This is a genomic window from Mesorhizobium salmacidum (SeqCode) (assembly GCF_037179605.1).
In the GTDB taxonomy this organism is placed as follows: domain Bacteria; phylum Pseudomonadota; class Alphaproteobacteria; order Rhizobiales; family Rhizobiaceae; genus Mesorhizobium; species Mesorhizobium salmacidum.
In genome coordinates this window covers 1-22,800 of the sequence record NZ_JAPYKS010000020.1, presented here as the reverse complement: position 1 = coordinate 22,800, position 22,800 = coordinate 1, and the positions used below count along the sequence as shown (strand labels likewise).

Sequence of the window (22,800 nt, the reverse complement as noted above, 5' to 3'; positions counted from 1 at the left end):
ATGACAACGCTGTTCGGGACCCCTGATATTGCGATCGGGATGAAGGAGAGCATCAGTCGCGTGCGGCTGTTCGACGGCCCTCTCGACTTGAGTTGGCGTCATTGTGCCACGACCTCAGACTTCATCGCCGATCTTTTCGCGTTGCGCTTCCGCTCCTCCCGCAATGACTACATGGAAGTGCGGCACAGCATTGGATATCTGGTCAACGAACTCATCGAAAATGCCGTCAAGTTTCGCGCACCGGGTGAGATCGTGATCGAGGCGTCGATGGATTCGGAGTGCTTCAAGCTCAAGGTGTCGAATGACGTCGGTGGTGAAGATGCGTCTGAGTTCCAAAGCCTTCTGGCGGACATCACGGTTGGCGACCCTATGGACCTGCTAATACAGCGAATTGAAGCCAATGCCGCCAACCCCGACGTAGGAGGCTCCGGACTAGGATTGCTGACGTTGATGAGCGACTACGGCGCGCGCCTCGCCTGGATATTCAGCGCCGCCGACGAAAGCGATCGGATTTGCGTGGAGACATACGCCTCCATTCCGATCTCGCAAATTCACAACTAAATGAAACGATGCCAAGCTATGGAAATCAAGACAGACGACTACCGCGTGTGGACTGAAGAAAGCGAAATTTTCTTTTATGGCGCAATGCGGCTTGCCAGTTCCGACGCTGGTGCGCCTATCGCGGCGTTGGCGGCCAGTGTTCTTGCCTCGAATCCCGCCTCTATTACGCTCAATCTGAAGGACCTTCACTTCCTTAACTCTTCCGGCATCAACCTGCTGGCGAAATTTACCATCGAGGTGCGCAAGCATCCCGATGTTCGACTAGTCGTGCGTGGAACGCCCGACATACCCTGGCAGTCGAAATCATTGCCCAATCTGAAGAAGCTGCATCCTGCTGTGGTGCTTCTGATGGACTGACCAAGGTTGTCCGAAATTCGCAATTCCAGGAAAAGTATCAAACGGTTTCCCCCCGATTGGATCGAAAAACAAGAGATAGAGCGGTGTCCGTGAAATGACGAACGGCTCTAGGCAAGAGCTACGTAGGCTGGCGGCAATCCGGACAGCATTAAGCCGCTCGGGAACGGTGTAAGAGCCCGCACCGGGCGAGATATGTACGCCAGGACAAGTATTAGGATGCGAAGCTAACGACAAATCGCCCTTGTGCGCAGATGCTCGCCGCGGCTTGGCGGGGGCTCGGCACAGGTGGCAGGCATCATGTTGGGGTGATGTCGTGCAGCCTGTGCCGGTCAGCCGCCGCTGCGCGGTCAAAGGTGGCGTCATTGAGTAAGCGTGCCAAGGTCAATGGCGGCCGGCTGGAGTTTATTCCGCCGCAGATCCCGACTCGGGTGGAGCTGCCGCCTGCGGATGAGGGATTGGTCCACGAGGCCAATCTCGACGGCTACCGAACGCAGATCATCATCGATAATGGCGGCGTCCGACTTTACAGCAAAAACGGCAGTGACTGGACCACGAAATACTGGCCCATCGCACTGGCCGTCGATCTACCATGCCGGACTGCCATTCTCGACGGTGAGGTCATTGTGCCAGGCGAGCAGGGAGACCCCGATTGCCCTGCGCTGGAAAGCGCGATCTGGAACGAGCCGAGCCGGCTGGTGTTCGTCGCGTTCGATATCCTCCATCTCGACGGCCGCGATCTAGCCGCCTTTCCGCTGCTGCGGCGCAAGGAGGCGCTGTGGCAACTGGTTGAGCCTGGGCTCGGCAAGATCCAATACAGCGAGCATTTCGAGGGCAGTGCGCTTGCGATCTTCCGCTCCGCCGGGAGGATGGGACTCGAAGGCATCATCTCGAAGCGCGCTGACAGCCGCTACAGCAGCGGACCGTCAAGCACATGGTTACTGAGCGTCGATTACCGCATCCGGCGCAACCGCGACCTCAGCATCGGCACCAGTAATGTCCGCTTTGGCCGGCGGCCATATCGGCCGGAATGACCGAGATGCTCGCTGACGTAATCAGACTGGCATAGGGCTCTCTCGTTGTTTGGAAGAAACGGCTTCCCAACGCGGCCCCTACCTAGGCTAGTTGCAATAAGAACAAACACGGAATGCTAAATTAGGAATTAGCTTTCGATGGACATTACGAGAACAAAAATGAGTAACTTGGAAACTTTTAAGAAAATCTTTTCTACATTCTTAAACAGATGAGAACCACGACGAACGACGGTAATCTCCGTTAAGCAACTCAAGGCATTAGCAACGCCGGCCTTGGCGCCTCTGTGGACGGCTCGGGTGGCGTAAATGCCGGAGCCGGCTGGGCTTGGCGCCAATCTCGGTGGAACAGCCGGCGTCGGTGCAGGTTGGGAGTGGGTACCGGTCTCAACGCTGGTGGTCGGAACGGTCCCGGGCACGCTAAGCACCCCAGGAGCAACCCGCATTCCGGGTAAGATGCCGGCCGTTGTGGCGGATATGTCGAAGTTCAACTGACGAGGATGAAGAAGCGTTGTGTCGATGTGCTGAACAGCCAAGACACCTATGACGGCGACCTGCGTCAGCTGTGCCTCATGATCTCTCGCCGTTGACGCCTGGGAATGGGGCTGCGGAACCAGCGGTGGGGCTTCGACCTCACTCTCCTGGCCTCCGGCCGGCAGGAAAGCTCGCCGCCCAGGCGGGCTTTCCGCTGCGATTGATAATTACCGTGGCCCAAGACAATGGGGGCGCTTGTTGGAGGCCCCCTCCCTCATAGGTCAGACAACGGTTTGAAGAAATCAAAGTCGATCCCGCGGTTCGCAGCCGCCCCTTAGGCTGGATCTTCAGGAAGGCAGATGTCGCTGGCGCGAAGCTCTTTTCTGCGCTGGGGGCCAGCAAGCGTCGTTTTCATCCACGCGGTAGTCGAGTCGCATAGCTCAGCCGGCCTTTTTGCCAAAGTACCAAAAAATTGACATAAATTAGTAATCGCTAATACACAGTACACTGCTATTTTATTTGGCAGTAGGACATGTCCTGAGAGTTCGAGCCGGGTACGGTTCGACCTCAATAAGGGGGTAGAGATTGCAAAGGCACGCAGCTGTTGCTGGACGCAAGCCGAAAACGGCGGCGCCGCAGAGGATTGGGGCTCACTCGGGTCATTGGTTGCGTGCTTTGCTTAGGCCCGTTCTTTCTCCAGGTGCCAATGATGGACGATGGTAAGCGGGCTCATACTGAACCGGAGACGAGTTCCTGGACCGGCCGCAACAGGCGTCTCGACCCATCGCGCCTGCCGGAGACGGTGAGCTATACCACGCACGACGACTATGGCGACGTGACCTTCACCCTCAACCAACGTGGTGTGGTGGTCCGCCGCACGCAGGATGCAAGCAGCGTGCCGGCAATCATTGCCCTTCCCGCCAAGGTTTTCCGCGGCGTGGCCGCCTGCGCGATGGAGGATCCGGATGAAAAATTCACAGCGGAGCTCAAGCTTCTGCACAATGATCCGATGCTGACGGTGCCGCTGCTGGTGTCCGACGACCTCGAACTTGTTGCGGCCGACTGGCGTGCCTGGGCCGAGGCCTACCGACTGCCTATGCTTCTGCTTGGCGCCGACGGCATTGCCCGAACGCTTGACGAAACGCTTGGTGCCAACGTCAACGCGCTCTCACCCCAGCGACCGCAACATGGGCCGCGTCTCGACCATGCACCCAGGCTTTCCAAGGCTGGCCTGATGAACAAACTGACGTCTCTAGAGCATATCGGCCGATTGGTGGATCGGAAGTGATGTGACGCGTGTCTCGTGTTCATTTGGTCTGCAGGGTCGATCCTCCCACTGCGTTGGTCGCTGGGGAACCTCGCCAGGCGCGGCCAGATCGCGTCGACTTGGTTACGAATCCGATCGATGAGGATCCATCTGAGACGGCAGGGCTGCCGAAATGAAGCTCGCCGCCAAGCATTGAGGCAAGAGAGCGTCGGCGCCGTAAGGTTCGCCCATAGCTGCGTCACCCCATTGCAAGAAAGCATTGGTGACGGGGGCGAAGAGAGCAGAACTGCCGCAGCATGATGGAGACGGCAAACAGCACGACCACCGGGCAATGCTGGAAAAGGGAGGGCCCGCCGGCACGTAGCGGCCGTTCGATCAGGTCAAAGGGCTGCACGAGCAGCCCTTTGACCAGGCAGCGTAGGCCGACGGCGCTCAGCGCATCGAGATGATCGAGCACCGTCGTTGCGCCACGTTCCCGAACCTCCACAGAGCGGCGGCCAACAGCAGCAGTAGGTTGGCTGTGGCTTTGGCACCGGCCGCCTCAGGGAAGTGCCGGGCGATTTTGGCCAGCAAAGATACGGTGGAAGACCCACAGAATTGCTGGGCAAACCAGGAGCATGACCGCGCCGAAGTCGAGCGCGGCACCCGCGGAGCCGAGCGACCTGGAAAGCCGTATAGAATATTCCCATTCCGACCGCCCGCGTCTTCGGCTCGAGCACGCGCGCAGGCAAGGCTCATAATGGCGCCGGCAGGCAGCCCGCAGCTGGAGGCAGCGGTACCATGAAGACCGTGTCAGATGCGGGATCGTGGCCGCAGAGCATAGAGGCAGTCGTCGAGCGGCAGCGGCGTGTAGCCCGGAAGGCGACGCTGACGGCCTCCTCGTCGATGACGGCCCATCAAGCAGGAGCAAACCTTGAGCGAACTGCCCGCGCGCCGGACGCGCACTCGCCAGGGTTTCATTTGCCTCGAAGGTCGACCTTACAGAAGGGCGCGTCCTGCTTTTCAGGGCGGGAACATAGCTTGCGGCAGCAAGTTGGAAGGCCATCGGAGACAACAGGCACGCAGCAGATGGGCGTCCACATCAATCACTTCGTGAAGGATATCCTCATCGAGGTCGCTGAAATGCTTCCGATGACTCAAAGGGAAAGAACGCCAACTGACGAACTGCCCGTCGCAGCGCCGAACTTTCCCCATGATCTGGAACCGGTGATCCGAGCGAACCCATCACGCACTGGGCCGGCTGGACCTGGCCGCACGCAAGGCTCCAACTAGGGAGCGGACGGCATCGACGCCTGAGCCGCGGGGCGGGATCGACGGCCTGAAAATCAGCCGGCCGTTGCGGAACTCGAAGCTCTGTGCGTTTTCAAAGCGCCATTCGAATGCTGCCGTTTTCTTGCGGAAGGTGATTGCGATGGCTTCGGGTCCCACGTCGACTTTGCTGATGCCCAGTTCCGCCGCGCCTATGCGCAACCTGGTCAGTTCCAGTAAATCCGCTGCTTGACCGGGCATATCTCCAAAGCGGTCCTCGAGCTCTTCGCCGAATGCGTCGAGATCCGTCTCGGAAGTCATGCGAGACAGCCTCGCATAAAGGCCGACGCGCACCGTGGGCTCGTTGACGTAGCTTGGGGGAAAGGCCCCATTTGGGGCGCCTTTGATATCGGCACGCTGCTTGTCTGGATCGGCCCCTCCCCCAGCCAGCGAGACCGCCCGCTCCAGCAGATGCTGATAAAGTCCCGCTCCGATCAGCTTCATGTGCCCGGCTTGATCTTCGCCGAAGAGGTCTCCTGCCCCGCGCAGGTCGAGGTCTCTTTGACTGATCGCCAGGCCGGAGCCAAGCCGATCGAGCGCAATCATGGTCGAAAGTCGAGCTCTTGTGCCTTCGGCCAGTTCGACGCCAGGCTCGGTCAGAAGAAAGGCAATGGCCTGCACCGGTCCCCTTCCGACGCGGCCGCGAAGCTGGTGCAATTGTGCCAGACCGAACCTGTCCGCCCGCCAGATCAGGATGGTGTTGGCCCGCGGTACGTCGAGGCCGCTCTCGATGATGTCGGTGCTCAAAAGGATGTCGCCTTCACCGTCAGCGAATCCGACCATGATTTCGTCCAGCCGTGTCCCTTTCATTTCTCCATGGGCCGTCACAACCGCGAGTTCCGGCACCAATCTGTTTAGCTGCTCGCCAACCGGGTCGATGTCCTCGATGCGTGGAACCACTAGGAAGCTCTGTCCGCCCCGGCGAAATTCGCGCAAAAGGGCGGCTCTAACCGAAGCTGGATCGAAGGGCTCCAGAATCGTGCGGACGGGACGCCTTTTGGCGGGCGGAGAGTTGAGGACGCTGACTTCCTGGATGCCTGACATCGCTGATTGCAGCGTGCGCGGTATCGGCGTGGCGCTCATGCTCAGCGTATGAAGGCGGGGCGCCATGTTCCGCAGCGCCTGCTTCAGCTTGACACCGAACCGGTGCTCCTCGTCGATCACCAGCAGTCCCAGATTGGCGAAGGTGACGCTCTTGGCCGCCAGGGCTTGCGTACCCACAACCACCGCGACCCGACCGCTCCGCAGCCGCTCTTTGACCGTTCTCGCCTCCGCCCCGCCAACCATTCTCGAGAGGTGGGCGACATCGAGGCCGGTCCCGGCAAACCGGCGGCTGAACGTCTCATAATGCTGGCGTGCCAACACGGTTGTCGGGGCTATGACCGCAACCTGCTTCCCGCACAGGGCGGCGGCGGCGCAGGCACGCAGGGCCACTTCTGTCTTGCCGAAGCCGACGTCGCCGCAGACAAGCCGGTTCATTGTTCTCCCTGATGACAGGTCGTCGAGCACATCGCGAATGGCGGCGGCCTGGTCGGGAGTTTCGGTATAGGGAAACTTCGCCGCAAACCGGGCGAGATCCGCGCGCGAGGGTTTCATGATCTCGGCAGGCTGGCAGGACCTGGCTTTGGCAAGGCCCGTCAAGCGCTTGGCAAGTCTGTCGATGTCGCGCAGCGCAGCCTTGCGTCGGCTGAGCCACCCGTCGCTGTTCAAGCGATCGAGCGACACGGCATCGGGTTCCGAGCCGTAGCGCCAAATCCGCCCAAATTCATCGACCGGAACCAGCAACGACGCCCCGCCATGATATTCCAGCCTGACGACATCCTGTGGCTGGCCGGCCAAGTCGACCTGTTCGACCGCCACCAAAATGGCCAGGCCATGATCCTCATGGACCACGACGTCGCCAATGCGCAACTCGGGTTCGAGCATACTGGTGGCGGCGCCGCCGTTTGCCTTCAAAGCCCGGCCAAAAAGATCGGTCGCAGCCACCAGCGCGATACGGGATTGCTCGTCGACAAACCCTTCGTCGACAATGAATTCGGCCTTGAGAAGAGAGCCCCTGGCGGCCGAACGGATTTGCGGCCAGTCCTCCGCCTCCCCCATTCGCCGGCCAAGCCTCCGATAGAGCAGACGATCCGCACGCTGCAGTTCAGAGGCTTCGCCGGCGAACACCACAGTGACACCCGACCTCGTCTGCCTTTCCACAAACTCGGCGAACTGATCTCGGGATCGCGCCCGCCGAACGAATTTGGGAACTCGGGTGGCCGAGACGGTAGGACTCGTGCGGCGGCGTTTACGAACCGCGACATCCCACTCCTCGCGCGACAGGTAAAACTGTTCAGGCAATGGTGTTGCGGGTTCGGCAACCTCTTGCCTGGCACGACGTGCAGCTTCGATCAGATCCAGGACGCGGTCGAGCGGCGGGCCTTCGAGCCCTTCTGGCAAGGAGATTGAGGCGCCGGATGCCACATCGAAGACCGACGGCATACTGCCATACAACGCGATCAGGCGTTCTTCCATCGGTGTCGTTCGCATTGGTGCCAACTCGGAATGATCAGCTGTTGCGAACATCAGCTCGGATGCCGGTCCAACAGTGATCGACTCTCGCGAATGTTCGCTAAGCTGGGTGACGGGATCGTAGATCTTGAGTTCTCGGATGCAGCTATCTGGACCGAGGACAAGACGGACCGGGTGATCGGCGCCAGCAGGGAAGATATCCATCAGGTCGCCCCGAAAGGCTATCTCGCCGGGTTCGTCCACCCTCTCGTCGACGGCGTATCCCACCGCCTCGGCTTTCGTTCGGAAGTCGTGCGGGTCGAACATTTGTCCGAGTTCCAGAATTGTGAAGCCCCCAGCAATAACTGGTGCGGGCGGCACCCGCTGGAGAGCGGTCTCGATCGACAGAACCACGACGCGCGGGCGTTTGGGCTCGCCTGCGATCTCATGCAGCGCGCGAAGCCTCCGCCCCATATTGGCGCGTGTCGGCCATACCCTGTCGTAGGGCAGGCAGTCCCAGGAGGGCAGGAAGATGATGTCTGCGCCTGGCAGAAACTGACGCAAAGCTCCAGAGATCTCTTCGGCACTGCGTTCCGAGGCGGATATATGGATAATATGCTTGTTCGGACCGTCCTCCAGCGAGTCGGCCAGCGCCGCCGCAATTGCCGCAGAAGGCGAGACGCCCTGTTCTCTCGCGACCTCCCTGTCGTTTGAGGGGTGATCGAGTTGTTCGATAATTTCAGTCCGCGAAATAGGTCTGTTCACTGAGATCTCACCTTGCCAACGGTGGGGAACGTCAAGGGGGCGACCCCGTTCCTCTGGCGCGGATTAAAGTGTGGCAGGCAGTGGCAGGGCGTGCGGTTTATCGAGCGGCGATGCCAATACGCATCGCCTGCCGGAACGGGCGTAAAGCTGGGCGGTGTCCGGCAGGGGTAATATCCTCTCGAAGTCGCCTGCCCCGCTTCATGCATTCGAACGGAGCCCGTGTCATTGGTTCATGCCGCGCGACGCCCGTCGGTTCCGAACTGTCACCGCCAGCCGGAACTTTTGGCGTGAATAAAAGTTCGGTAGCCAACATCAGCTAGGTAGCCATTTTGTCTCCCACCTCATCCTCGGATGTACTTATCCGTAAACTGCAGACCATCTCGGACATTCGAGAAGCTGAAATTAGGGTTTTGAAAAACATACCGATTCAGGAGAAAGATTTTTTGGTCAACCACGACCTCGTGCGTGAGGGTGACCAACCTGTTTACTCGTTTGTCGTTCTGGAAGGCTTGATCGGTTCCACCAAATACACGGGGGAAGGAAAACGACAAATCACCTCCTTCTTCGTGGCCGGGGACATTCCGGATCTGCACGGGCTGCATCTGTCGGTCATGGATTGTAATTTCTCGACGCTTACGCCGGCCCGAGTGGGCTTCATTCGACACGACGCTCTGCGCAGCATTTGCGACCAACACCCCCGCATCGCCGCGGCTTTCTGGCGGTCGACGCTAATCGACGCCGCAATATACAGAGAGTGGGTCACCAATGTGGGGAGACGAGAGGCTTATACCCGCATGGCTCACATTTTATGCGAACTGATATGTCGCATGCGATCGGTGGGGCGCATTGAGGATCACGTTGCGGATATTCCCATAACTCAGGCCGCACTTGGTGATGCATTGGGTTTGTCAACGGTCCACGTCAACCGAATGCTTCAGGAACTACGACGTGAAGGCCTCATCGCCACCACAGGATCGAGAGTGCATGCTCGCGACTGGGCCGGCCTCACACGGGCAGGAGATTTCGACACAACCTACCTGCACCAAAAGAACCCCGCAGATTAGTGGTGACGGGAACTCTTCGATGGCACGATTTTTCTTTGACAGCGGTGATCGCGATCTGGTCTTGCAGGATGAGATAGGCGTGGAGTGCGCTGGTATCGAGTGCGCCGTGTCGGATTCGAGGGCCTCGTCGACCTCTCGAGAGACGAACTGAAAAGCATCGACGGACAGCAATTGTTTGTCGAGGTGCGTGATGAGAATGGGGAAAAAGTCCTGCGACTAAGTCTATCACTTGATATCAAAATGACGAGATGAATTCGTACGGTTTTCACGCCGGCGGCTGCGCCCTTGCGACGGCATCCGGTTGCTCCCGAAATCTCTGCAACAGGAACGTGGCAACGGCGCCACGAACAAAGTTGCTTTAGTTTGCCGCCTGCCGGATCAGGCCCTGCCCACAAGCTAACCATGCCCATCGGACGCCATCCAGCGACAAGACGTCGAACGCTGTGACGCCGGGAAGATGGTTCGGGCTTGATCACGGAGTAGATCGGCGCAAGTGGGCGGGCGCTTTAATCTATGTAAGTGCATCAAAGTCGGTGAGCGATTAATTGGTCTATGCGTGCCGAGCGACAATGCCCTGCTTCGCACGCAGGACTTGTCAGCTGACGGGGCCCGATATCAGCTTGGAGCAAGACATGACAATCGCTTCCTGGACCTTCATCTCGCCAGATCAGACCAACAAGAAAGAGGTTCCGTCGGTGGAGGATCCGTCTAATGGCTGAGCACCGTCGCAAGCTCAACGCGTCAGGTCCGGGCCTTCCGGAGCAGATACAGCCCTCTACCTGTCCTGGCGGCTCATCATTAGCAGGTTCTGGCGAACAGACGAACCTGGTCGAGCTTATTCCAGCACTGCGGGCGTTCGCACGCTCGCTCAGCGGCAGCATCGACGAAGCTGACGACCTTGTCCGAGAAACGCTGATGAAAGGAATTGCAGATCTCGATGGCCTTGATGGGAGCCGGGTTAAACCCTGGATCTTCGCTACGATGCGCAGGGCTTCCTTGGCCAGGCTTCAAGGCACAGCCTCTCAACCTCGAGAACCCGCTAGTTGCTTGTCGCAACCCTTTGCCGCCGATCCGCGGGGACAGATGGAAACCGGCCCAAAAATCGCTCGTGCCATTGACGTCCTGGCGAGCCTGGAGCGGCAAGCCATCGTTCTGGTTTACATGCTCGGGCTCTCATATGAAGACGCCGCCGACGTCTGCGATTGCGACACAGCCACTATCAAAGGCCGGTTACAAGACGCGAGGAAAGGAATGGCTGTCCTGTTGGGCAGCCCCACTAAGCCGGAGAGGCCGAATTGACGACGGGCAAGGCGGGACGGCTTTAGAGCAAGTTGAGTGCTGTCAGACAGCCGTCCTTTAGTTACCCAGGTCGCCGATTGCTCAACCGCAGTTTCATATGCAGCCAGGGAACCATCAGGGAGCCGCCGAGTTCGACCAAGGATAAGCTTGGGTTCCCAACATGGAAGAAATCGGCAAGGCCCAACAGAGGGCCATAGCCCGTCTCATACGTCAGTGGATTTCCTCGGACGCCAGCCGTCGCCAGCTTCGGCAGTTGCTGGATCTGCCGACAGATGCGGACATGCCCCGCGAACATCGGTCATTGCTCGACGAACTCGACCGCAGGGTCGACGAATGAGTGCATGCTTGCTCGCACGAGGGAAATTCCGACAGACACCCGGTCGCGGCGGAGTATTTTTCTCGAAGCCCCCGGAACTGCAACTTGCAGTGACCGTTGGTTTATCTCAGCAGCGGATAGTGCAATGCAACGAGCAGCAAAAGAAGCGGGCCGAGTGGCAAAAGGCCAGGAACTTGAGGTTGAACACCTGGTCGAGATCACGGAGATCGATCCCAAGCAGGCGCGAAGGCTTCTTCGCAGGCATGGGGCCGACTGGCCGAAGCTCAGAGACGAGGCGGAAGCTCTGAAGACGGAAGATTAGTCGTCACCTTCCCAGCGGCTGCCGAGAAAGCTGTTCAAGTTCGTTCTCGTCCGTAATCCCGGCTTGATAATAAGCAAGGATGCGCGATGCGCGCCGTTCTCTCTCGGTTTCGGTTTCGTTTTTGACATTGCTGCGTGCCAGGACGCGGCTCAGTACGGCAAGTTCTGATGGGGTATAGGCGTCCCTATGCATCGCATCTCAACTCCCGCACGGCCCGCCTCCGGAAGGGCCGAGGTGGCCTCAAGCTGGTGTGCCAGCTCCGACGCCAAAGAAACAAGAAATCGTAAACAAGCATTCTCCGGCGCGGCCTAACGCTGAACGAGACAGAATGTTCCGCAGGTTTCGTGGAACGAGGAAAACGAAAAACGATGGGGCTTGCTGTGCATTTTGAAGTTGAGAAACGGCGGTTGTGATCCGCGGTAGAAAGAAGACTGTCGCCACTTACATATACAACTGGAATGGTCGGGTTGGACCTCCGCAAGCCGAGCGACCTCCGATTGTCCCGGCCCCAGGCGATGTCGGTGAACGCGGCCTTGGGATCGGGTGGAAAGCCGCGCCTGGGCAGCATTTCGACCGCCGACGAACTGGCACCAAGCCTCCTCCAACCCTGACTCGAGGTCGAGCAGTGTCATCGGCTCATCTTCGACGATCAGAACGGCGCCATCGTTCACCGGAATATCCCCAAGTCGCCGCTACCTCGGCGTCAACTTGGTTCCGTCACCCATCGGCGGTGGGTGACTCCGAAGCGTTACGCCACCGCGACATCCAAGCGGAGTGATGAAGGCCCGCCTCGGACAAAACCGAGACGGGCCGAAGCTGCTTTGACAGCCTTGAGGCCAAGACAATGAGGGAGGATTGTAGGCCTGCAACCAAACATTGAGCAGCGGTAAATGTTCCTCGGGGGGTAAGCTCTTTCTTTGATCGGTCTCGGCGGCGGCCCACTCGACCTGTGCATCTTGTTTGCTCAAGATTTCTCCTGATCTGCGGAAGCTTGCTGGATTTGCGTCATCACCTGCCGGGGATCGACATTCTCGGCCAGTTGCGGCAGCTCCTCATCGGCCGGCGTCGAGACATTCAGACGGCCTGTCAAGGCGGCCACCATTTCGATGAGCCGCGTGGTTTCGTGCTCGTTGAGAAGGCTGATCTGGAGGTCCAGTTCCGCTCGGCGCTCGCTGTGTTCGGCCATTCTGTTTTGGTTGATCAGCACGAAAGTGGACAGGAAGATTGCCTCGACCGAGGCGACCATGGCCAGGATCACAAAAGTTGGGTCCCAAGCTGGGATGCCGGGTATCGCGTCAAGGTTGGCAAGAATCCAGGCGACGAGAATTGCGAGATGCAAATAGACAAAGGCCATACTTCCCGCGAAGCGCGAAATGGCGCCAGCAATTCGCGCTTGAACGCCTTGGTCCTCCTCCTGCTGTCGCCTGTGGTCGATCAGGGCCTGGATGTTCTGGTGAAGGACCGACTGTATGTCGGCGGGATGTTGATCGTTCATTTTTTTAAAGCCCGGTTTGGCGGGGATATCATCTGCGGGCCCTCATCGCCGGCTGGTACCTCCGGCGAGACCGAACTCGTCGGCTGGCCTAGGTCGCGGCCGACGGCCCCTTGAAACGAGGAGTGCCGTCCTGCAATCGCGTGGACCATGGCCACCACCGCCTGAGGGGCGCTCTGGTGAACCATATGGCCGGCGTCCGCAACGACGTTGAGGAGGGACCCGCTGACCTCCGCATGCAGGCGTCGTGCTTCCTGCTCCGCGTCGAACAACCGGTCTCCAGAGGCGGCCACGATGCCGGTCGGCACGGCAATATCCCTGTAGCTGGCCTTCGTCAGCAGGGCCGCGGCCAGCATCGATGCCGACTCCGAGCACACGGCGCGCAGTTGGGAGGGGCGGCTGGCGACCTCTTTTGCGCGAGCGGCGAAGTCGGCAGCGACAACCGCCGGGTGAAAGATCTTCTGCATCGCCCACGGCCAGGCAAGCCTCACAAGCGGCGGCAGCAAGGTGTGGCGAAACGCTGTGCCGGCGACCGGCAAAGCCGGAAGTGCGGCCAGCGCAAGATCAAGCCGCGGGGGCGGATAATAATAGCCCGAGACCAGCACGATGCCGGCAATCGAAGGAGAATGCCTGCGCGCCAGTTTGAGGGCGATCCAAGCGCCCCAGGAATGTCCAAGCACCAGATATTTCTCGATGCCCAGCCTGCCGGCGGCCGCATGTATGAGATCGGCTTGGTCGCGGGCAGACCACCGCCGGCCGCGCGCCCGTGTGCTTCGCCCGAAGCCCGGTCGATCAAATGCGAGCACCCGATAGCTCTTTGCCGCCTGATCGAAGATGCCACTCGACTTGAAATCCTGCGCCATGGATCCGTTTCCATGCAACAGAATGAGCGGCATGCCAGTGCCGGCTTCGAGAAAATGCAAGCGTATACCGTCAATCTCCATCAAACGCCCGTGCGCCGCCCGGCCGGCGAGCGCACTCTTGGCGCGGACGTGGTTGTATCCGGCCAGTGCCGCCAACGCGGCGACAAGCAGCACGGTCGAGAGCTTCGGTCCATCTCTGTCGAACGCCATGCCAATGCCTGCTAGGAACTGTTTTGCTCGGTTGCCCGCCGTGTCGAACCTTCCTGGCGACAGCTTGTTCCGCCAGACAAAGACAATGCTTTGTAGCCGGCTGAAACGGCTTAGGCGGTAAGCTCTCTATGGGCATGTGACGCGGCAATGGCAGCCTGTCCAAACGCGACGGCTATCTGGTTCAGCGCTTTTACAACGTCACCGATCGCGTACATGCCGTCGACGGACGACTGCTGGTGCTCATCGACCGTGACGTAGCCCTCCGCGCAACATCTCGCGCCGAGGCCCAGGGCGAGTTGGGAGCGCACCTTGCAGCCCAATGCCGCATAGACTGCATCGAAGCGGCATGTCGTTCCGTCTTGCAACATCGCCGTGCACCCGTCAGCAGCCGGGCTGAGCCTGTCGAGAGTGTGATGGATGAGTATCCCTCTTTCGCCGGCCGCGCGACGCGTGCTGGTTGAAAAGTCCGATGCGTGGGTCCCCAGCATCGTTACATGTGGCGTGAATCGGCTAAGGAAAATGGCCTCGTGCAAGGCTCTGTCGCCCTGCCCGACGACCCTATCTTCCGGTCGATCACCTCGTATGCGTCGCACACCGGGCAAAGCCGAATGACACCTGCGGCAATTGCCTCCGCCATGCGAGGCAAGACGGGTGTCGTGTCGATAATTCCGGTCGACAGGAAGACCTTACGCGCGCGGATTGTGCCGATCGAGGTCTCAGCGTCAAAGCCTCCGTCGGCAGAGGCCACCGAAAAGACTTGCCCCCGCATCACGGTTGCTCCGTACAAGCTCGCGTGACGTCGGAGCCGATCCAGAAGATCGGGGCCACTTATCCCTTCGGGAAAGCCCGGACAGTTATGGCTCCTCGGGATCAGGGCGGCACGGGGATCGCCGGCATCGACCACCAGCACGCGATGGCGGAAGCGGGCAAGATACTGGGCCGCGGTCAGTCCCCCCGGCCCGCCTCCGACGATCAGCACGTCTTCGGCCTCGGCGTTCGGGTGACTGGCGTGGCTGTCATGCCTGGTTTGTTCCATTGGTGGTGAACTATCTGGATTGTTCGATGTTCCAGCACGACACGACAAGCCAAGCGATCGCGCGCCAGTCTGGATCGAACTTGACTGGCGGCCCGGCTATTGAGAAATCCGGGCTTCAGAGCGATTGTGCGCACCTGACCGTCAACATCAGGCAGCGTTGCTGTCTTCCGTTTTCCAATCGCCCTGCCAACGCGCGCGCACGGCAATCATCAGCATGGCCGGTTCCGTCATCCCGGTCTGGAAAAGCCTGATCAGCTCTCTCGCGATGGAATGTGCTGCCGCGGTGTCCGGGAGAACGTCAAACTCCTGGCACATCGCGTCGAAGACCGCACGGAGCGTATCCAGATCATTGGGGTAGAAGGTGTCCGTGCGAATGGGCCGGTCAAGCATCAAGCGTCTCCAAACGAGCGAGAGTGCGATGGTCTCCCAAGCAGCGGAGCATTGCCCGCTGACCTCGCGTTTATGCGGCACAGCGCACGATCTGTCGCTAACCTATGATGTACCAAGCGAAGTCCGCGTACAAAGATTCAGGCCCGTGCTCATCCGCTGCCGCGCTCAAACCGCACGGAGCGGTTTCCGGGTCGAAGTAAGCCACCCTCCAGAAATCGTGTTGGTCGCCTCGATGAGTGCTGGTTAGAGGGCTCGCACGCCACACTTGCGAGCAGCGGGCGAGCCCTATCCGCGCAGGAAGGGACATAGCTGCGCGGATCCCGTTGGCCGCCCTCGTCATCCAAGAGCTACGCCGATTGCCAGGAGAGTAATCGCCATCGCGAAGACCGGTGCCAGCAACCAGCGTGCCTGGCCAATACTTTTTTCCATGACGCTTTCTCCAAATTTGCGGCGGTTAACGGCGCCAGTCATGTGACGGTTCCTGGTTTTGCTGAACGCAGACCTTTTCAGCATCATTCCAAGCCCAAAGTACGAGACGCAATCGGACTTAGGTACGGGCTCGGAACGTTTCGGATTCGGACACGTTGGGTCCGGGGCGATTATGCCCGAGCTCACAGGAAGGCTGTCACATGAGAATGCATTTCACCGCCGCCGCTGCTTCGTTTCTGCTCCTTGCCGGTGTCGGCGTCGCTGCAGCCCAGGACGTCGTTATCGCGCCTGAACAGGACACGGTCATTCAGGAGTACGTGCACAAGCAGCCCCTCGCGTCCGTGGAAGTCCCCGGCGTCGAACTCAGCGTCGGTGCCGCGCTTCCCGACACCGTCGAGCTTCGCGAAGTTCCCAACGTCAAGTACCGCTATGTCGTGGTCCACAACCGGACAGTTCTCGTGGACCCGGGCACCCGCAAGATCATCAAGGTCTATAACTGACCAAAGTGCGGGTAGGCCCGTCGCTGATTGGGGCGACGGGTTGTACCGATTCAGGAATGGCGATCAAGTGAGCTTCTCGCCATAGGCGAGGTTTGCGACAGCATCGACCATGACCGCAAATGCTGTCAACTTCCTCCCCATTCCGATATCCCGCCTTTTCGGCATTCCGATCACGCGTTCACCGGTTCGGCCGAAGCGCCGACTCGGCGACCGCTGCGGTGAACCCAAATAGGAAAGCTAGCGCTCACCTGGCGAGTTGCGCGGCAGACCATTGTGGGCGCGCTCTCCGGCGGTGAGCGTCAGTGGGAGGAAGGCCGGTGCTTTCTCAGCCTGGTAATCGCCGAGCGTCCGACGGTGATCACGCCGCCGCAGTCAGTCCGCACCGTCAACTTGTCGGCTTTGCGATCGATGCGGATGATGTCTCCAACAAGAACGACCTTATCTCCAGCACGGGTTTTAGGTGGAGGATCAACCGAATAGGGTCGGTCATACGATGGAATGTTTACTTTGGCGCGTCCGCTAGGCAGCATCGTGCTGACCGTACCCGTCAAGGTGACCTCGTCACCGATCTCAAATTCCCGGGACACGCTATAGTGTAGCATAGACCTCCTCCGGCGCGTTCCTGATATTAATGCCGGCAAACTGACTTGGTTGCGTGAAATCGCAAGTCTCTGCCCCGTTGCCTCCATTAGGCCGAGCACCCCTGTGCCAATGAGGCGGGTAGGAATTGCCGACGCCGCCGATGAATGCATGGATTGATCGCCGCCCATCCAGCGCGCCCCTCAGGGCTGGCTATCTTGTCGAGAACCGCGGCTCGTGACAATTCCCTTACGGAACAAAAGGAGATCAGAGACATTCTCTCCTGCTCAGACAGGAGACCTCAAATGCAGAACCTAACCGACAATGCTGATGTTTCAGCCAATATTGACAAGGACCCTGATGAATGGGTTAGTGGAGACGATCCAATGACGCCATCGCAAGCCTCATACTTGAAGACCCTGAGTGAGCAGGCCGATGACGCCGCGAGCTTCGAACAAGGGCTTAGTAAGGCCGAGGCATCCAAGCGCATCGATGCCTTAAGGGCTAAGCTGAAACTCTAACCGAACCTCCCGCGCTAGCCGTTCAACGCTGGAGACGGCGCAGCGCGTCACTTTGACGGCGCACGATTGCGACTGCCCCACGAGCGGAGAAGGCCATTAGCCCATGTACCGTGACGCTGCTATGAGCGAGTCCGATCCTTCTTGCACGCGTCCCGGGATAGGGGCAGCACGTTCGATTGAGTCGCTTCCTCTTCGAGCATCACTAGCTTTGCCCGGATCTCCTCGGGTTCGGCGTGCTCTAACCCGACAACATCGTTTCTGGTCTCTTTCAATGAGACGACGATCTCATCGAGCTTGGCATGAAGGGCGGCGGTGTCCCGATAGCCTTGGATGAGCACAACGCCAGTGATCACGATGGCCGCTACCGACAGGGCATAGGTAACGGCATTCGTTAGGCCGAACGGTACCAGCGCGGTAAACAGCACCATCGCTACAACCATGACATAAAAGCCAGGTGGGCGCGAAAGGAAGTCGGCCGTCAGAAAGAGGATGCGATTCATGAGGGGGTTCCTGTCGCGTACTCCTTCACGGTTGCGCCAAGGTGAAGAGGGCAACCAGCGCAGCGATAGCAACACAGATCGGTACAGCCGCGAACAGTCCAATCTCAAGGATACGCGTCTCATTATTGCTGAACATCGTGTAACCTCAGTGTATTTGAGGGAACAATGACCAACGATGAGGTCGGTTCCGAATGTTCACATGGGATAGGACCATTGCGGAATTCCATACGACCAAGGTCCAACTCATCAGCCCTCGGCCATGCCTGGAACATCAAACTGCAGTTAAGCGATCGTGTCGAAGCTATGCGGATTTCAAAGGGCGGGTGAAACTGGCAGCCCCGATACGCTGGCTGCACGCGTGGGCAAGCTCAGGGCCAAAATGAAGGCGGCCGAGATCGGGAAGGCGAATTGAAGGGCTTTCAGAAAGTCGTAGCCATCCTCATCCTAAAGGGTGGGCTGGGATGGATGCAGGCGACGATCTGATCCCTGCTCCTTCCTCAATGGTCCGCCAGACGACGCCGTCCCGCAGCCTAAGCATTCACGGCAATCGTGCACAGCGAAGTCCGTTAACGATAGTGCCGATTTCGCCGAGGCTTCACTAGACCACAAAAGCTTTGACAATGCAGTGGCCTTGGTCGCGCACGCCCAGGAGGATGGAAAGCAGATCATCACGCTTGGAAATGGTGGCAGTTCCCTGACAGCGCTGCATTTCATCACGGACTGGAATAAGAGTATCTATCTATCTATCTACAAAACGCCCTTTTCGTGGTCGGACGCTGGTCGACAATGTGGGCCTTACATTCGCGTACGCGAATGATGTTTCTTTCCAAGATGTGTTTGTCGAGCAACTGAAGAACATTCTCAATGAGGGCGACTTAGTCATTGCAATTTCGGGAAGCGGAAACTCGGAAAACGTTTTGCGTGCCGTTCGATACGCCAATGATCATGGCGCAGTTACGTTGGGTCTTTGTGGATATGGCGGAGGTACGCTCAGGCAAATCGCCCAACACGTGGTTTGGGTCAACGTGAATGACATGCAACTAGCGGAAGATATACATTCTATGTTCGGTCACGTCGTTATGCAGTGTCTTTGTTTTGCAAGCACCCAAAAGTGGGGCGATCAGCAACGACCGGGCGGCGCTGCCCAGTGCATCAATCCAAATGAGGCTGCAGCCGAAGCGGGCTGGCAATCCTAATCGAGAACAAGCGATGACGCATTATCGGCTATACGTTCTGGACGAACACGGTCAATTCAAGGGCGGGGTCGACCTTGCCTGCATGGACGATGCTGCAGCGAAAGAGCACGCCAGGCAGTTAGCGGACGCCCACGAGGTGGAGCTTTGGCGACTGGTTGCGCGATTCAAAGCAGACAATCCGCGCGGTTCGCCCGGGGCGGGGAAGCGCTCACGCGCCGTAGAGCCACATTCGAGCCATTTCAACAAGCCGCTTAAGCGTCCCTACTCTCCCTTTGGATCCGGTTGGGCGTCTTGGCGCTGTCCAGAACTTCAAAGGGATGATTCCGATGCAAGCACGTGGGCGTTGCTATGAACGGCCACTGTAGGGGAGCTACGCTCGATAACGTCGGCTACCTTCACGCTCGATCTTCGCACGTGGATGACGCGGACATCGGCTGTGCCGTTAGCGCAGTCGCTCAGCAACAGGTCTAGAGACTGGACTACGGCCAACGCCGCAACGGCGGAGGCCAACCGCATTGGCGCGCATACGCCGATCGAACCTCCAGCTCCATCCAAAGGGGCTTGAGAACTCGTGCGCCGCGCAGCATCGGAACTTCTGGGTCTCTACAAGCTCATAGGCAAACGATCGTCGCTGACCACATGCCTTTGCAGGAATGATATGTGAAGTCTTGCCGAGAGGGAGTCCGACTGAAGTCAGCCGGCAACAAACGCAGCAGTAGTTTCCACTGACCGCCTGGCCTCAAACCTTTCTTGGAGGCCTTGAGGTCGCTAGTGGCCGCGCGCCGCGCGCCAGACTCAGGCGGTGCGTCAGTCTTCATCACCTCCCGTTTGATGCGTCACCGGCGCGTCTTTGAAGAGCCGCCCCTGATCCTCGACGTCAAGACCGGGCCGCCGCCGGCGAAAGCGGCAGGCCAGAGTTGACCGGTCGTGTCGTGGAGCGCAGCCGGCTGCGGAACCATCGGCACGCGGGTCCGTTACGGTGTTCACGAAACGCGAGGGCTAACGTGGACAGAGAAGACGATGCGTCGCCAGTCGCTTCCGGCGTTGAAGGTCTCGATTACGTCCTTCGAGGTGGCTATGCGAAGTTCCGCTCTCATCTCGTCGAGGGCAGGCCTGGATCCGGCAAGACGACGATCGGCCTGCAGTTCCTGATCGAGGGCGCTCGCAACGGCGAGACATGCCTTTACATTACACTCTCGGAGAGCAGGCGCGAGCTGTTGTCGGTCGCCATCCGCCATGGCTGGGACCTGAACGGCATCGAGATCCTCGAACTGGTGCCGCCAGAGCTCAGCCTGGACCCCTCTCAGTTGCAGACGCTGGTGCATTCGTCCGACCTGGAGCTTGGCGAAACCGTGCAGTCGGCCCTTGCCGAGATAGAACGCATAAAGCCGGACCGGGTGGTGTTCGATTCGCTGTCGGAGATTCGGCTGCTGTCGCAAGGCTCCTTGCGCTACCGCCGGCAGGTGCTTGCGCTGAAAAGCTTCTTTCTGCTCAACAATGCCACCGTGCTGCTGCTCGACGACTTAACTGCCGAGCATGACGATCTCAACCTGCATTCGATTAGCCATGGCGTTATCCGAATGGAGCAGCTGTCGCCGACCTATGGCGGCGAAAGACGGCGCCTGCGCGTCATCAAGATGCGCGGTGTGCAGATCCGTGGTGGCTTCCATGACTTCGCCATCCGGGCCGGTGGCGTCGTGGTGTTTCCGCGGCTTGTCGCCTCCGAGCACGAACTGGGCGCGCACGGCACGCCGGCGACAAGCAAAAGCTCCCTGGACGCACTGATCGGTGGCGGTCTCGATCGCGGTACAAGCACGTTGCTGATGGGGCCTTCCGGCATCGGCAAGTCGAGCATCGCCAGCACCTACGCCCATGCAGCACTTGCGCGCGGCGAGCGAGTGCTGGTGCTGCTGTTCGACGAAACCAAGCGCATCTTCCTCGCCAGGGCGGCTGGCTTGGGCCTGGATTTTGCCCGTTACGCCAACGACGGGTCGCTGCTGCTCGAGCAGATCGATCCGGCCGAGCTTTCGCCTGGTGAGTTGTCGACGCGCATCCAGTCGGGGGTGGAGCAATCGCAGGTGAGAATGGTCGTCATCGACAGCCTCACCGGTTATCTCAATGCCATGTCGGAAGAGCAGCACCTGCTGCTGCAGATGCACGAAATCCTGACTTACCTCAACCAGAAGGGCGTGGTCACCATCCTGCTTCTGGCCAATCACGGCCTGATCGGCCACATGGCCGCGCCGGTGGACATGACGTATCTCTGCGATGGCATCATGCTGCTGCGGTTCTTCGAAAGCGGCGGGCGCCTACGCCGCGCCATCTCGGTGGTCAAGAAGCGTGTCGGTCCGCACGAGGATACGATCCGCGAGTTCAAGATCAGCGGCACTGGCGTTACCGCGGGCGTGCCGCTGGAGGAGTTTCGCGGCATCCTGACTGGCGTGCCATTTTTTGAAGGCAAGCAGTCCGACCTGCTCAAGGACAAGGCATCGTGAGTCCAGCGGAGACCTCCGTCCTGGTGCTTACTCCGGTCGGACGCGACGCCCAGATTGCCGCCTCGATTTTGGCGGCGAGCAAGATCGACGCGCACATCTGCACGTCACTAGAGGACACCTTGCCGTTGCTGGATCAGGCTCAGTGTCTGGTGGTTGCCGAGGAGGCCCTGATCAACGCGGACCGAAGCCGCCTTGCGGCATGGGTCGAAAAGCAGCCGGCATGGTCGGATTTTCCGATCGTGCTTTTGGTGATGCGCGGGACCGATTTCGACCAGCGGCTGGCCTTTCTCGATCGCTACCTTATCGTACTGGAGAGACCCTTCCTGGCGTCGAGCCTGACCAATTCCGTACGCTCGGCGCTGCGCGCCCGCGCCCGCCAGCTCGAAGTCAAATCTTATATCGAACAGAAGCAGGAGGTTGCAGACCGTCAGAAGCTTCTCATCCGCGAGTTGCATCATCGTGTCAAGAATACACTTGCCAATGTGCGTGCTATGATGGGAGCAACCGCCAAGTCGAGCGGCAACATCGAGGATTTCATGAGAGACTTCTCGGCCCGGATCGTCTCTCTGGCCGACACTCACTCCATGCTGACCGACGATTATTGGCAGACAGCTTCATTGCACAAACTGCTGGAGCGGGAGCTTCGCCACTACGAGACGCGCGACACGCCTCGCATCGTGCTCGAAGGCCCCGAGGTCTCGCTGATTGCCGACATTGCGATCCCCGTCGGCATGGCATTCCATGAACTTGCCTCCAACTCTTCCAAGTTCGGCGCGCTCTCGCGCCCGCTCGGTCGGCTCGACGTGCGCTGGTCAGTGGGCAGGTCGGGCGACGCGCGGATCGTCAATCTCGACTGGAAGGAACTGGACGGCCCCAACGTAGAGCCGCCAACACGGCGCGGTTTCGGCACGACGCTGCTGGAGAAGGTGGTGGCCGTTCAATGCGATGCCAGCATCCAGCTGAATTATCTTCGGGAGGGCCTGCATTTCACCATGGCGCTGCCATTGCGCGAGACCAGGCTGGTGCCGGCCTACTCATGATGCCAGCAATCCCGCTTTGGCGATATTCCGAGCAATGCTTCGCTGATATTGATGGCATCAGAAAATTCCTGGATGAGCAGATGACATCGAATTCGGATAAGGCGGAGACGGTCGAGCAGTTGCTCGAAACGCCGGACCTTGCCAGCGCGCTTGAAAGCGAACAATTCAAGAAGTTCCTCGACCAGGTGCCAATTGCAATCGCCGTTTCGGATGTCAGCGGGCCAGAACGTGTCGTCTATGCCAATCCGGAGTTCGAGAAACTGTCCGGTCTGAAGGCGGCCAAGCTCGCCCAGAA

Annotated in this window: 25 protein-coding genes; 14 read left to right on the top strand and 11 right to left on the bottom strand. The window is 59.4% G+C overall.

Annotation, left to right across the window (positions count from 1 at the left end; all coding sequences use genetic code 11):
* From O7A60_RS24095 to O7A60_RS24080, 4 genes are all read left to right on the top strand, one after another.
* Positions 1-561, top strand: a complete 561-nt coding sequence (locus O7A60_RS24095) for a slr1658 superfamily regulator (protein ID WP_337108300.1) — start codon at positions 1-3, stop codon at positions 559-561.
* An 18-nt stretch (positions 562-579) separates the two neighbouring features.
* Positions 580-918, top strand: a complete 339-nt coding sequence (locus O7A60_RS24090; RefSeq protein WP_027144707.1) for a slr1659 superfamily regulator — start codon at positions 580-582, stop codon at positions 916-918.
* A gap of 362 nt (positions 919-1,280) precedes the next feature.
* The gene (locus tag O7A60_RS24085) at positions 1,281-1,949 is read left to right on the top strand and encodes an ATP-dependent DNA ligase (protein ID WP_337108299.1); all 669 of its coding nucleotides are present in this window, start codon (positions 1,281-1,283) and stop codon (positions 1,947-1,949) included.
* Positions 1,950-3,024: 1,075 nt separating this feature from the next.
* Positions 3,025-3,708: a DUF6101 family protein gene (locus O7A60_RS24080; protein ID WP_415926849.1), complete on the top strand. Its 684-nt coding sequence runs from the start codon at positions 3,025-3,027 to the stop codon at positions 3,706-3,708.
* A 217-nt stretch (positions 3,709-3,925) separates the two neighbouring features.
* On the opposite strand, the gene O7A60_RS24075 is transcribed toward O7A60_RS24080, so the two are convergent.
* Entirely contained in the window at positions 3,926-4,144 is a 219-nt protein-coding gene (locus O7A60_RS24075) for a hypothetical protein (protein ID WP_337108298.1), read from the bottom strand.
* 767 nt (positions 4,145-4,911) lie between these two features.
* Positions 4,912-8,253: a DEAD/DEAH box helicase gene (locus tag O7A60_RS24070; RefSeq protein ID WP_337108297.1), complete on the bottom strand. Its 3,342-nt coding sequence runs from the start codon at positions 8,251-8,253 to the stop codon at positions 4,912-4,914.
* Between the two features lie 329 nt (positions 8,254-8,582).
* Here O7A60_RS24070 and O7A60_RS24065 point away from each other — a divergent pair, with 329 nt between their 5' ends.
* From O7A60_RS24065 to O7A60_RS24050, 4 genes are all read left to right on the top strand, one after another.
* Positions 8,583-9,317: a Crp/Fnr family transcriptional regulator gene (locus tag O7A60_RS24065; RefSeq protein WP_337108296.1), complete on the top strand. Its 735-nt coding sequence runs from the start codon at positions 8,583-8,585 to the stop codon at positions 9,315-9,317.
* Positions 9,318-10,028: 711 nt separating this feature from the next.
* Positions 10,029-10,616, top strand: a complete 588-nt coding sequence (locus O7A60_RS24060) for an RNA polymerase sigma factor (protein ID WP_337108295.1) — start codon at positions 10,029-10,031, stop codon at positions 10,614-10,616.
* Between the two features lie 160 nt (positions 10,617-10,776).
* Positions 10,777-10,953 (top strand): hypothetical protein, encoded by a 177-nt coding sequence (locus O7A60_RS24055; protein ID WP_156938220.1) that lies wholly within the window; start codon positions 10,777-10,779, stop codon positions 10,951-10,953.
* Positions 10,954-11,077: 124 nt separating this feature from the next.
* On the top strand, positions 11,078-11,254 hold the full coding sequence (locus O7A60_RS24050; RefSeq protein ID WP_084636757.1) for a hypothetical protein: 177 nt from the start codon (positions 11,078-11,080) through the stop codon (positions 11,252-11,254).
* Positions 11,255-11,257: 3 nt separating this feature from the next.
* On the opposite strand, the gene O7A60_RS24045 is transcribed toward O7A60_RS24050, so the two are convergent.
* The 7 genes from O7A60_RS24045 to O7A60_RS24015 all read right to left on the bottom strand — a co-directional run bounded on the left by O7A60_RS24045 (position 11,258) and on the right by O7A60_RS24015 (position 15,716).
* Positions 11,258-11,446 carry a hypothetical protein gene (locus O7A60_RS24045; RefSeq protein ID WP_337108294.1) on the bottom strand — a complete coding sequence of 63 codons (189 nt, stop codon included), beginning with the start codon at positions 11,444-11,446 and terminating at the stop codon, positions 11,258-11,260.
* 772 nt (positions 11,447-12,218) lie between these two features.
* Positions 12,219-12,749: a DUF1003 domain-containing protein gene (locus O7A60_RS24040; protein WP_337108293.1), complete on the bottom strand. Its 531-nt coding sequence runs from the start codon at positions 12,747-12,749 to the stop codon at positions 12,219-12,221.
* Positions 12,746-13,783: an alpha/beta fold hydrolase gene (locus tag O7A60_RS24035; protein WP_337108292.1), complete on the bottom strand. Its 1,038-nt coding sequence runs from the start codon at positions 13,781-13,783 to the stop codon at positions 12,746-12,748. Before O7A60_RS24035 ends, O7A60_RS24040 begins: the two co-directional genes overlap by 4 nt.
* A gap of 146 nt (positions 13,784-13,929) precedes the next feature.
* Positions 13,930-14,412, bottom strand: a complete 483-nt coding sequence (locus tag O7A60_RS24030; RefSeq protein WP_337108291.1) for an NAD(P)/FAD-dependent oxidoreductase — start codon at positions 14,410-14,412, stop codon at positions 13,930-13,932.
* Positions 14,310-14,855 carry an NAD(P)/FAD-dependent oxidoreductase gene (locus O7A60_RS24025; RefSeq protein ID WP_337108290.1) on the bottom strand — a complete coding sequence of 182 codons (546 nt, stop codon included), beginning with the start codon at positions 14,853-14,855 and terminating at the stop codon, positions 14,310-14,312. Before O7A60_RS24025 ends, O7A60_RS24030 begins: the two co-directional genes overlap by 103 nt.
* 147 nt (positions 14,856-15,002) lie before the next feature.
* Positions 15,003-15,245 carry a hypothetical protein gene (locus O7A60_RS24020; protein WP_337108289.1) on the bottom strand — a complete coding sequence of 81 codons (243 nt, stop codon included), beginning with the start codon at positions 15,243-15,245 and terminating at the stop codon, positions 15,003-15,005.
* A gap of 336 nt (positions 15,246-15,581) precedes the next feature.
* Positions 15,582-15,716, bottom strand: a complete 135-nt coding sequence (locus O7A60_RS24015) for a hypothetical protein (RefSeq protein ID WP_337108288.1) — start codon at positions 15,714-15,716, stop codon at positions 15,582-15,584.
* A gap of 158 nt (positions 15,717-15,874) precedes the next feature.
* Between O7A60_RS24015 and O7A60_RS24010 the strand changes: the two genes are divergently transcribed.
* On the top strand, positions 15,875-16,174 hold the full coding sequence (locus tag O7A60_RS24010; RefSeq protein ID WP_027144700.1) for a DUF1236 domain-containing protein: 300 nt from the start codon (positions 15,875-15,877) through the stop codon (positions 16,172-16,174).
* 299 nt (positions 16,175-16,473) lie between these two features.
* Here the strand turns inward: O7A60_RS24010 and O7A60_RS24005 are convergent, their stop codons facing one another.
* Complete coding sequence (locus O7A60_RS24005) at positions 16,474-16,725, bottom strand: hypothetical protein (protein ID WP_337108287.1); 252 nt, start codon at positions 16,723-16,725, stop codon at positions 16,474-16,476.
* Between the two features lie 333 nt (positions 16,726-17,058).
* Between O7A60_RS24005 and O7A60_RS24000 the strand changes: the two genes are divergently transcribed.
* A complete protein-coding gene (locus tag O7A60_RS24000; protein ID WP_027144699.1) occupies positions 17,059-17,274 on the top strand; it encodes a DUF3072 domain-containing protein in 216 nt (71 codons plus the stop codon).
* 119 nt (positions 17,275-17,393) lie between these two features.
* Here O7A60_RS24000 and O7A60_RS23995 read toward each other — a convergent pair whose 3' ends face one another.
* Positions 17,394-17,774, bottom strand: a complete 381-nt coding sequence (locus tag O7A60_RS23995; protein WP_337108286.1) for a low affinity iron permease family protein — start codon at positions 17,772-17,774, stop codon at positions 17,394-17,396.
* Between the two features lie 707 nt (positions 17,775-18,481).
* Between O7A60_RS23995 and O7A60_RS23990 the strand changes: the two genes are divergently transcribed.
* The 4 genes from O7A60_RS23990 to O7A60_RS23975 form a co-directional block, all read left to right on the top strand.
* Positions 18,482-18,970 carry an SIS domain-containing protein gene (locus tag O7A60_RS23990; protein ID WP_337108379.1) on the top strand — a complete coding sequence of 163 codons (489 nt, stop codon included), beginning with the start codon at positions 18,482-18,484 and terminating at the stop codon, positions 18,968-18,970.
* Positions 18,971-19,974: 1,004 nt separating this feature from the next.
* Complete coding sequence (locus tag O7A60_RS23985) at positions 19,975-21,465, top strand: ATPase domain-containing protein (RefSeq protein WP_337108285.1); 1,491 nt, start codon at positions 19,975-19,977, stop codon at positions 21,463-21,465.
* Entirely contained in the window at positions 21,462-22,505 is a 1,044-nt protein-coding gene (locus O7A60_RS23980) for a sensor histidine kinase (protein ID WP_337108284.1), read from the top strand. The genes O7A60_RS23985 and O7A60_RS23980 overlap by 4 nt, the downstream gene beginning before the upstream one ends.
* A gap of 80 nt (positions 22,506-22,585) precedes the next feature.
* Positions 22,586-22,800 (top strand): PAS domain-containing protein (locus O7A60_RS23975; RefSeq protein WP_337108283.1); only part of this gene is annotated, 215 nt, incomplete at its 3' end.

Bases quoted from the DNA above. Each gene is read 5' to 3' on its own strand.
- O7A60_RS24095 (WP_337108300.1), top strand. From the start codon at position 1: ATGACAACGCTGTTCGGGACCCCTGATATTGCGATCGGGATGAAGGAG.
- O7A60_RS24090 (WP_027144707.1), top strand. From the start codon at position 580: ATGGAAATCAAGACAGACGACTACCGCGTGTGGACTGAAGAAAGCGAA.
- O7A60_RS24060 (WP_337108295.1), top strand. From the start codon at position 10,029: ATGGCTGAGCACCGTCGCAAGCTCAACGCGTCAGGTCCGGGCCTTCCG.
- O7A60_RS24055 (WP_156938220.1), top strand. From the start codon at position 10,777: ATGGAAGAAATCGGCAAGGCCCAACAGAGGGCCATAGCCCGTCTCATA.
- O7A60_RS24050 (WP_084636757.1), top strand. From the start codon at position 11,078: ATGCAACGAGCAGCAAAAGAAGCGGGCCGAGTGGCAAAAGGCCAGGAA.
- O7A60_RS24045 (WP_337108294.1), bottom strand. From the start codon at position 11,446: ATGCATAGGGACGCCTATACCCCATCAGAACTTGCCGTACTGAGCCGC.
- O7A60_RS24040 (WP_337108293.1), bottom strand. From the start codon at position 12,749: ATGAACGATCAACATCCCGCCGACATACAGTCGGTCCTTCACCAGAAC.
- O7A60_RS24025 (WP_337108290.1), bottom strand. From the start codon at position 14,855: ATGGAACAAACCAGGCATGACAGCCACGCCAGTCACCCGAACGCCGAG.
- O7A60_RS24020 (WP_337108289.1), bottom strand. From the start codon at position 15,245: ATGCTTGACCGGCCCATTCGCACGGACACCTTCTACCCCAATGATCTG.
- O7A60_RS24015 (WP_337108288.1), bottom strand. From the start codon at position 15,716: ATGACTGGCGCCGTTAACCGCCGCAAATTTGGAGAAAGCGTCATGGAA.
- O7A60_RS24010 (WP_027144700.1), top strand. From the start codon at position 15,875: ATGAGAATGCATTTCACCGCCGCCGCTGCTTCGTTTCTGCTCCTTGCC.
- O7A60_RS24000 (WP_027144699.1), top strand. From the start codon at position 17,059: ATGCAGAACCTAACCGACAATGCTGATGTTTCAGCCAATATTGACAAG.
- O7A60_RS23995 (WP_337108286.1), bottom strand. From the start codon at position 17,774: ATGAATCGCATCCTCTTTCTGACGGCCGACTTCCTTTCGCGCCCACCT.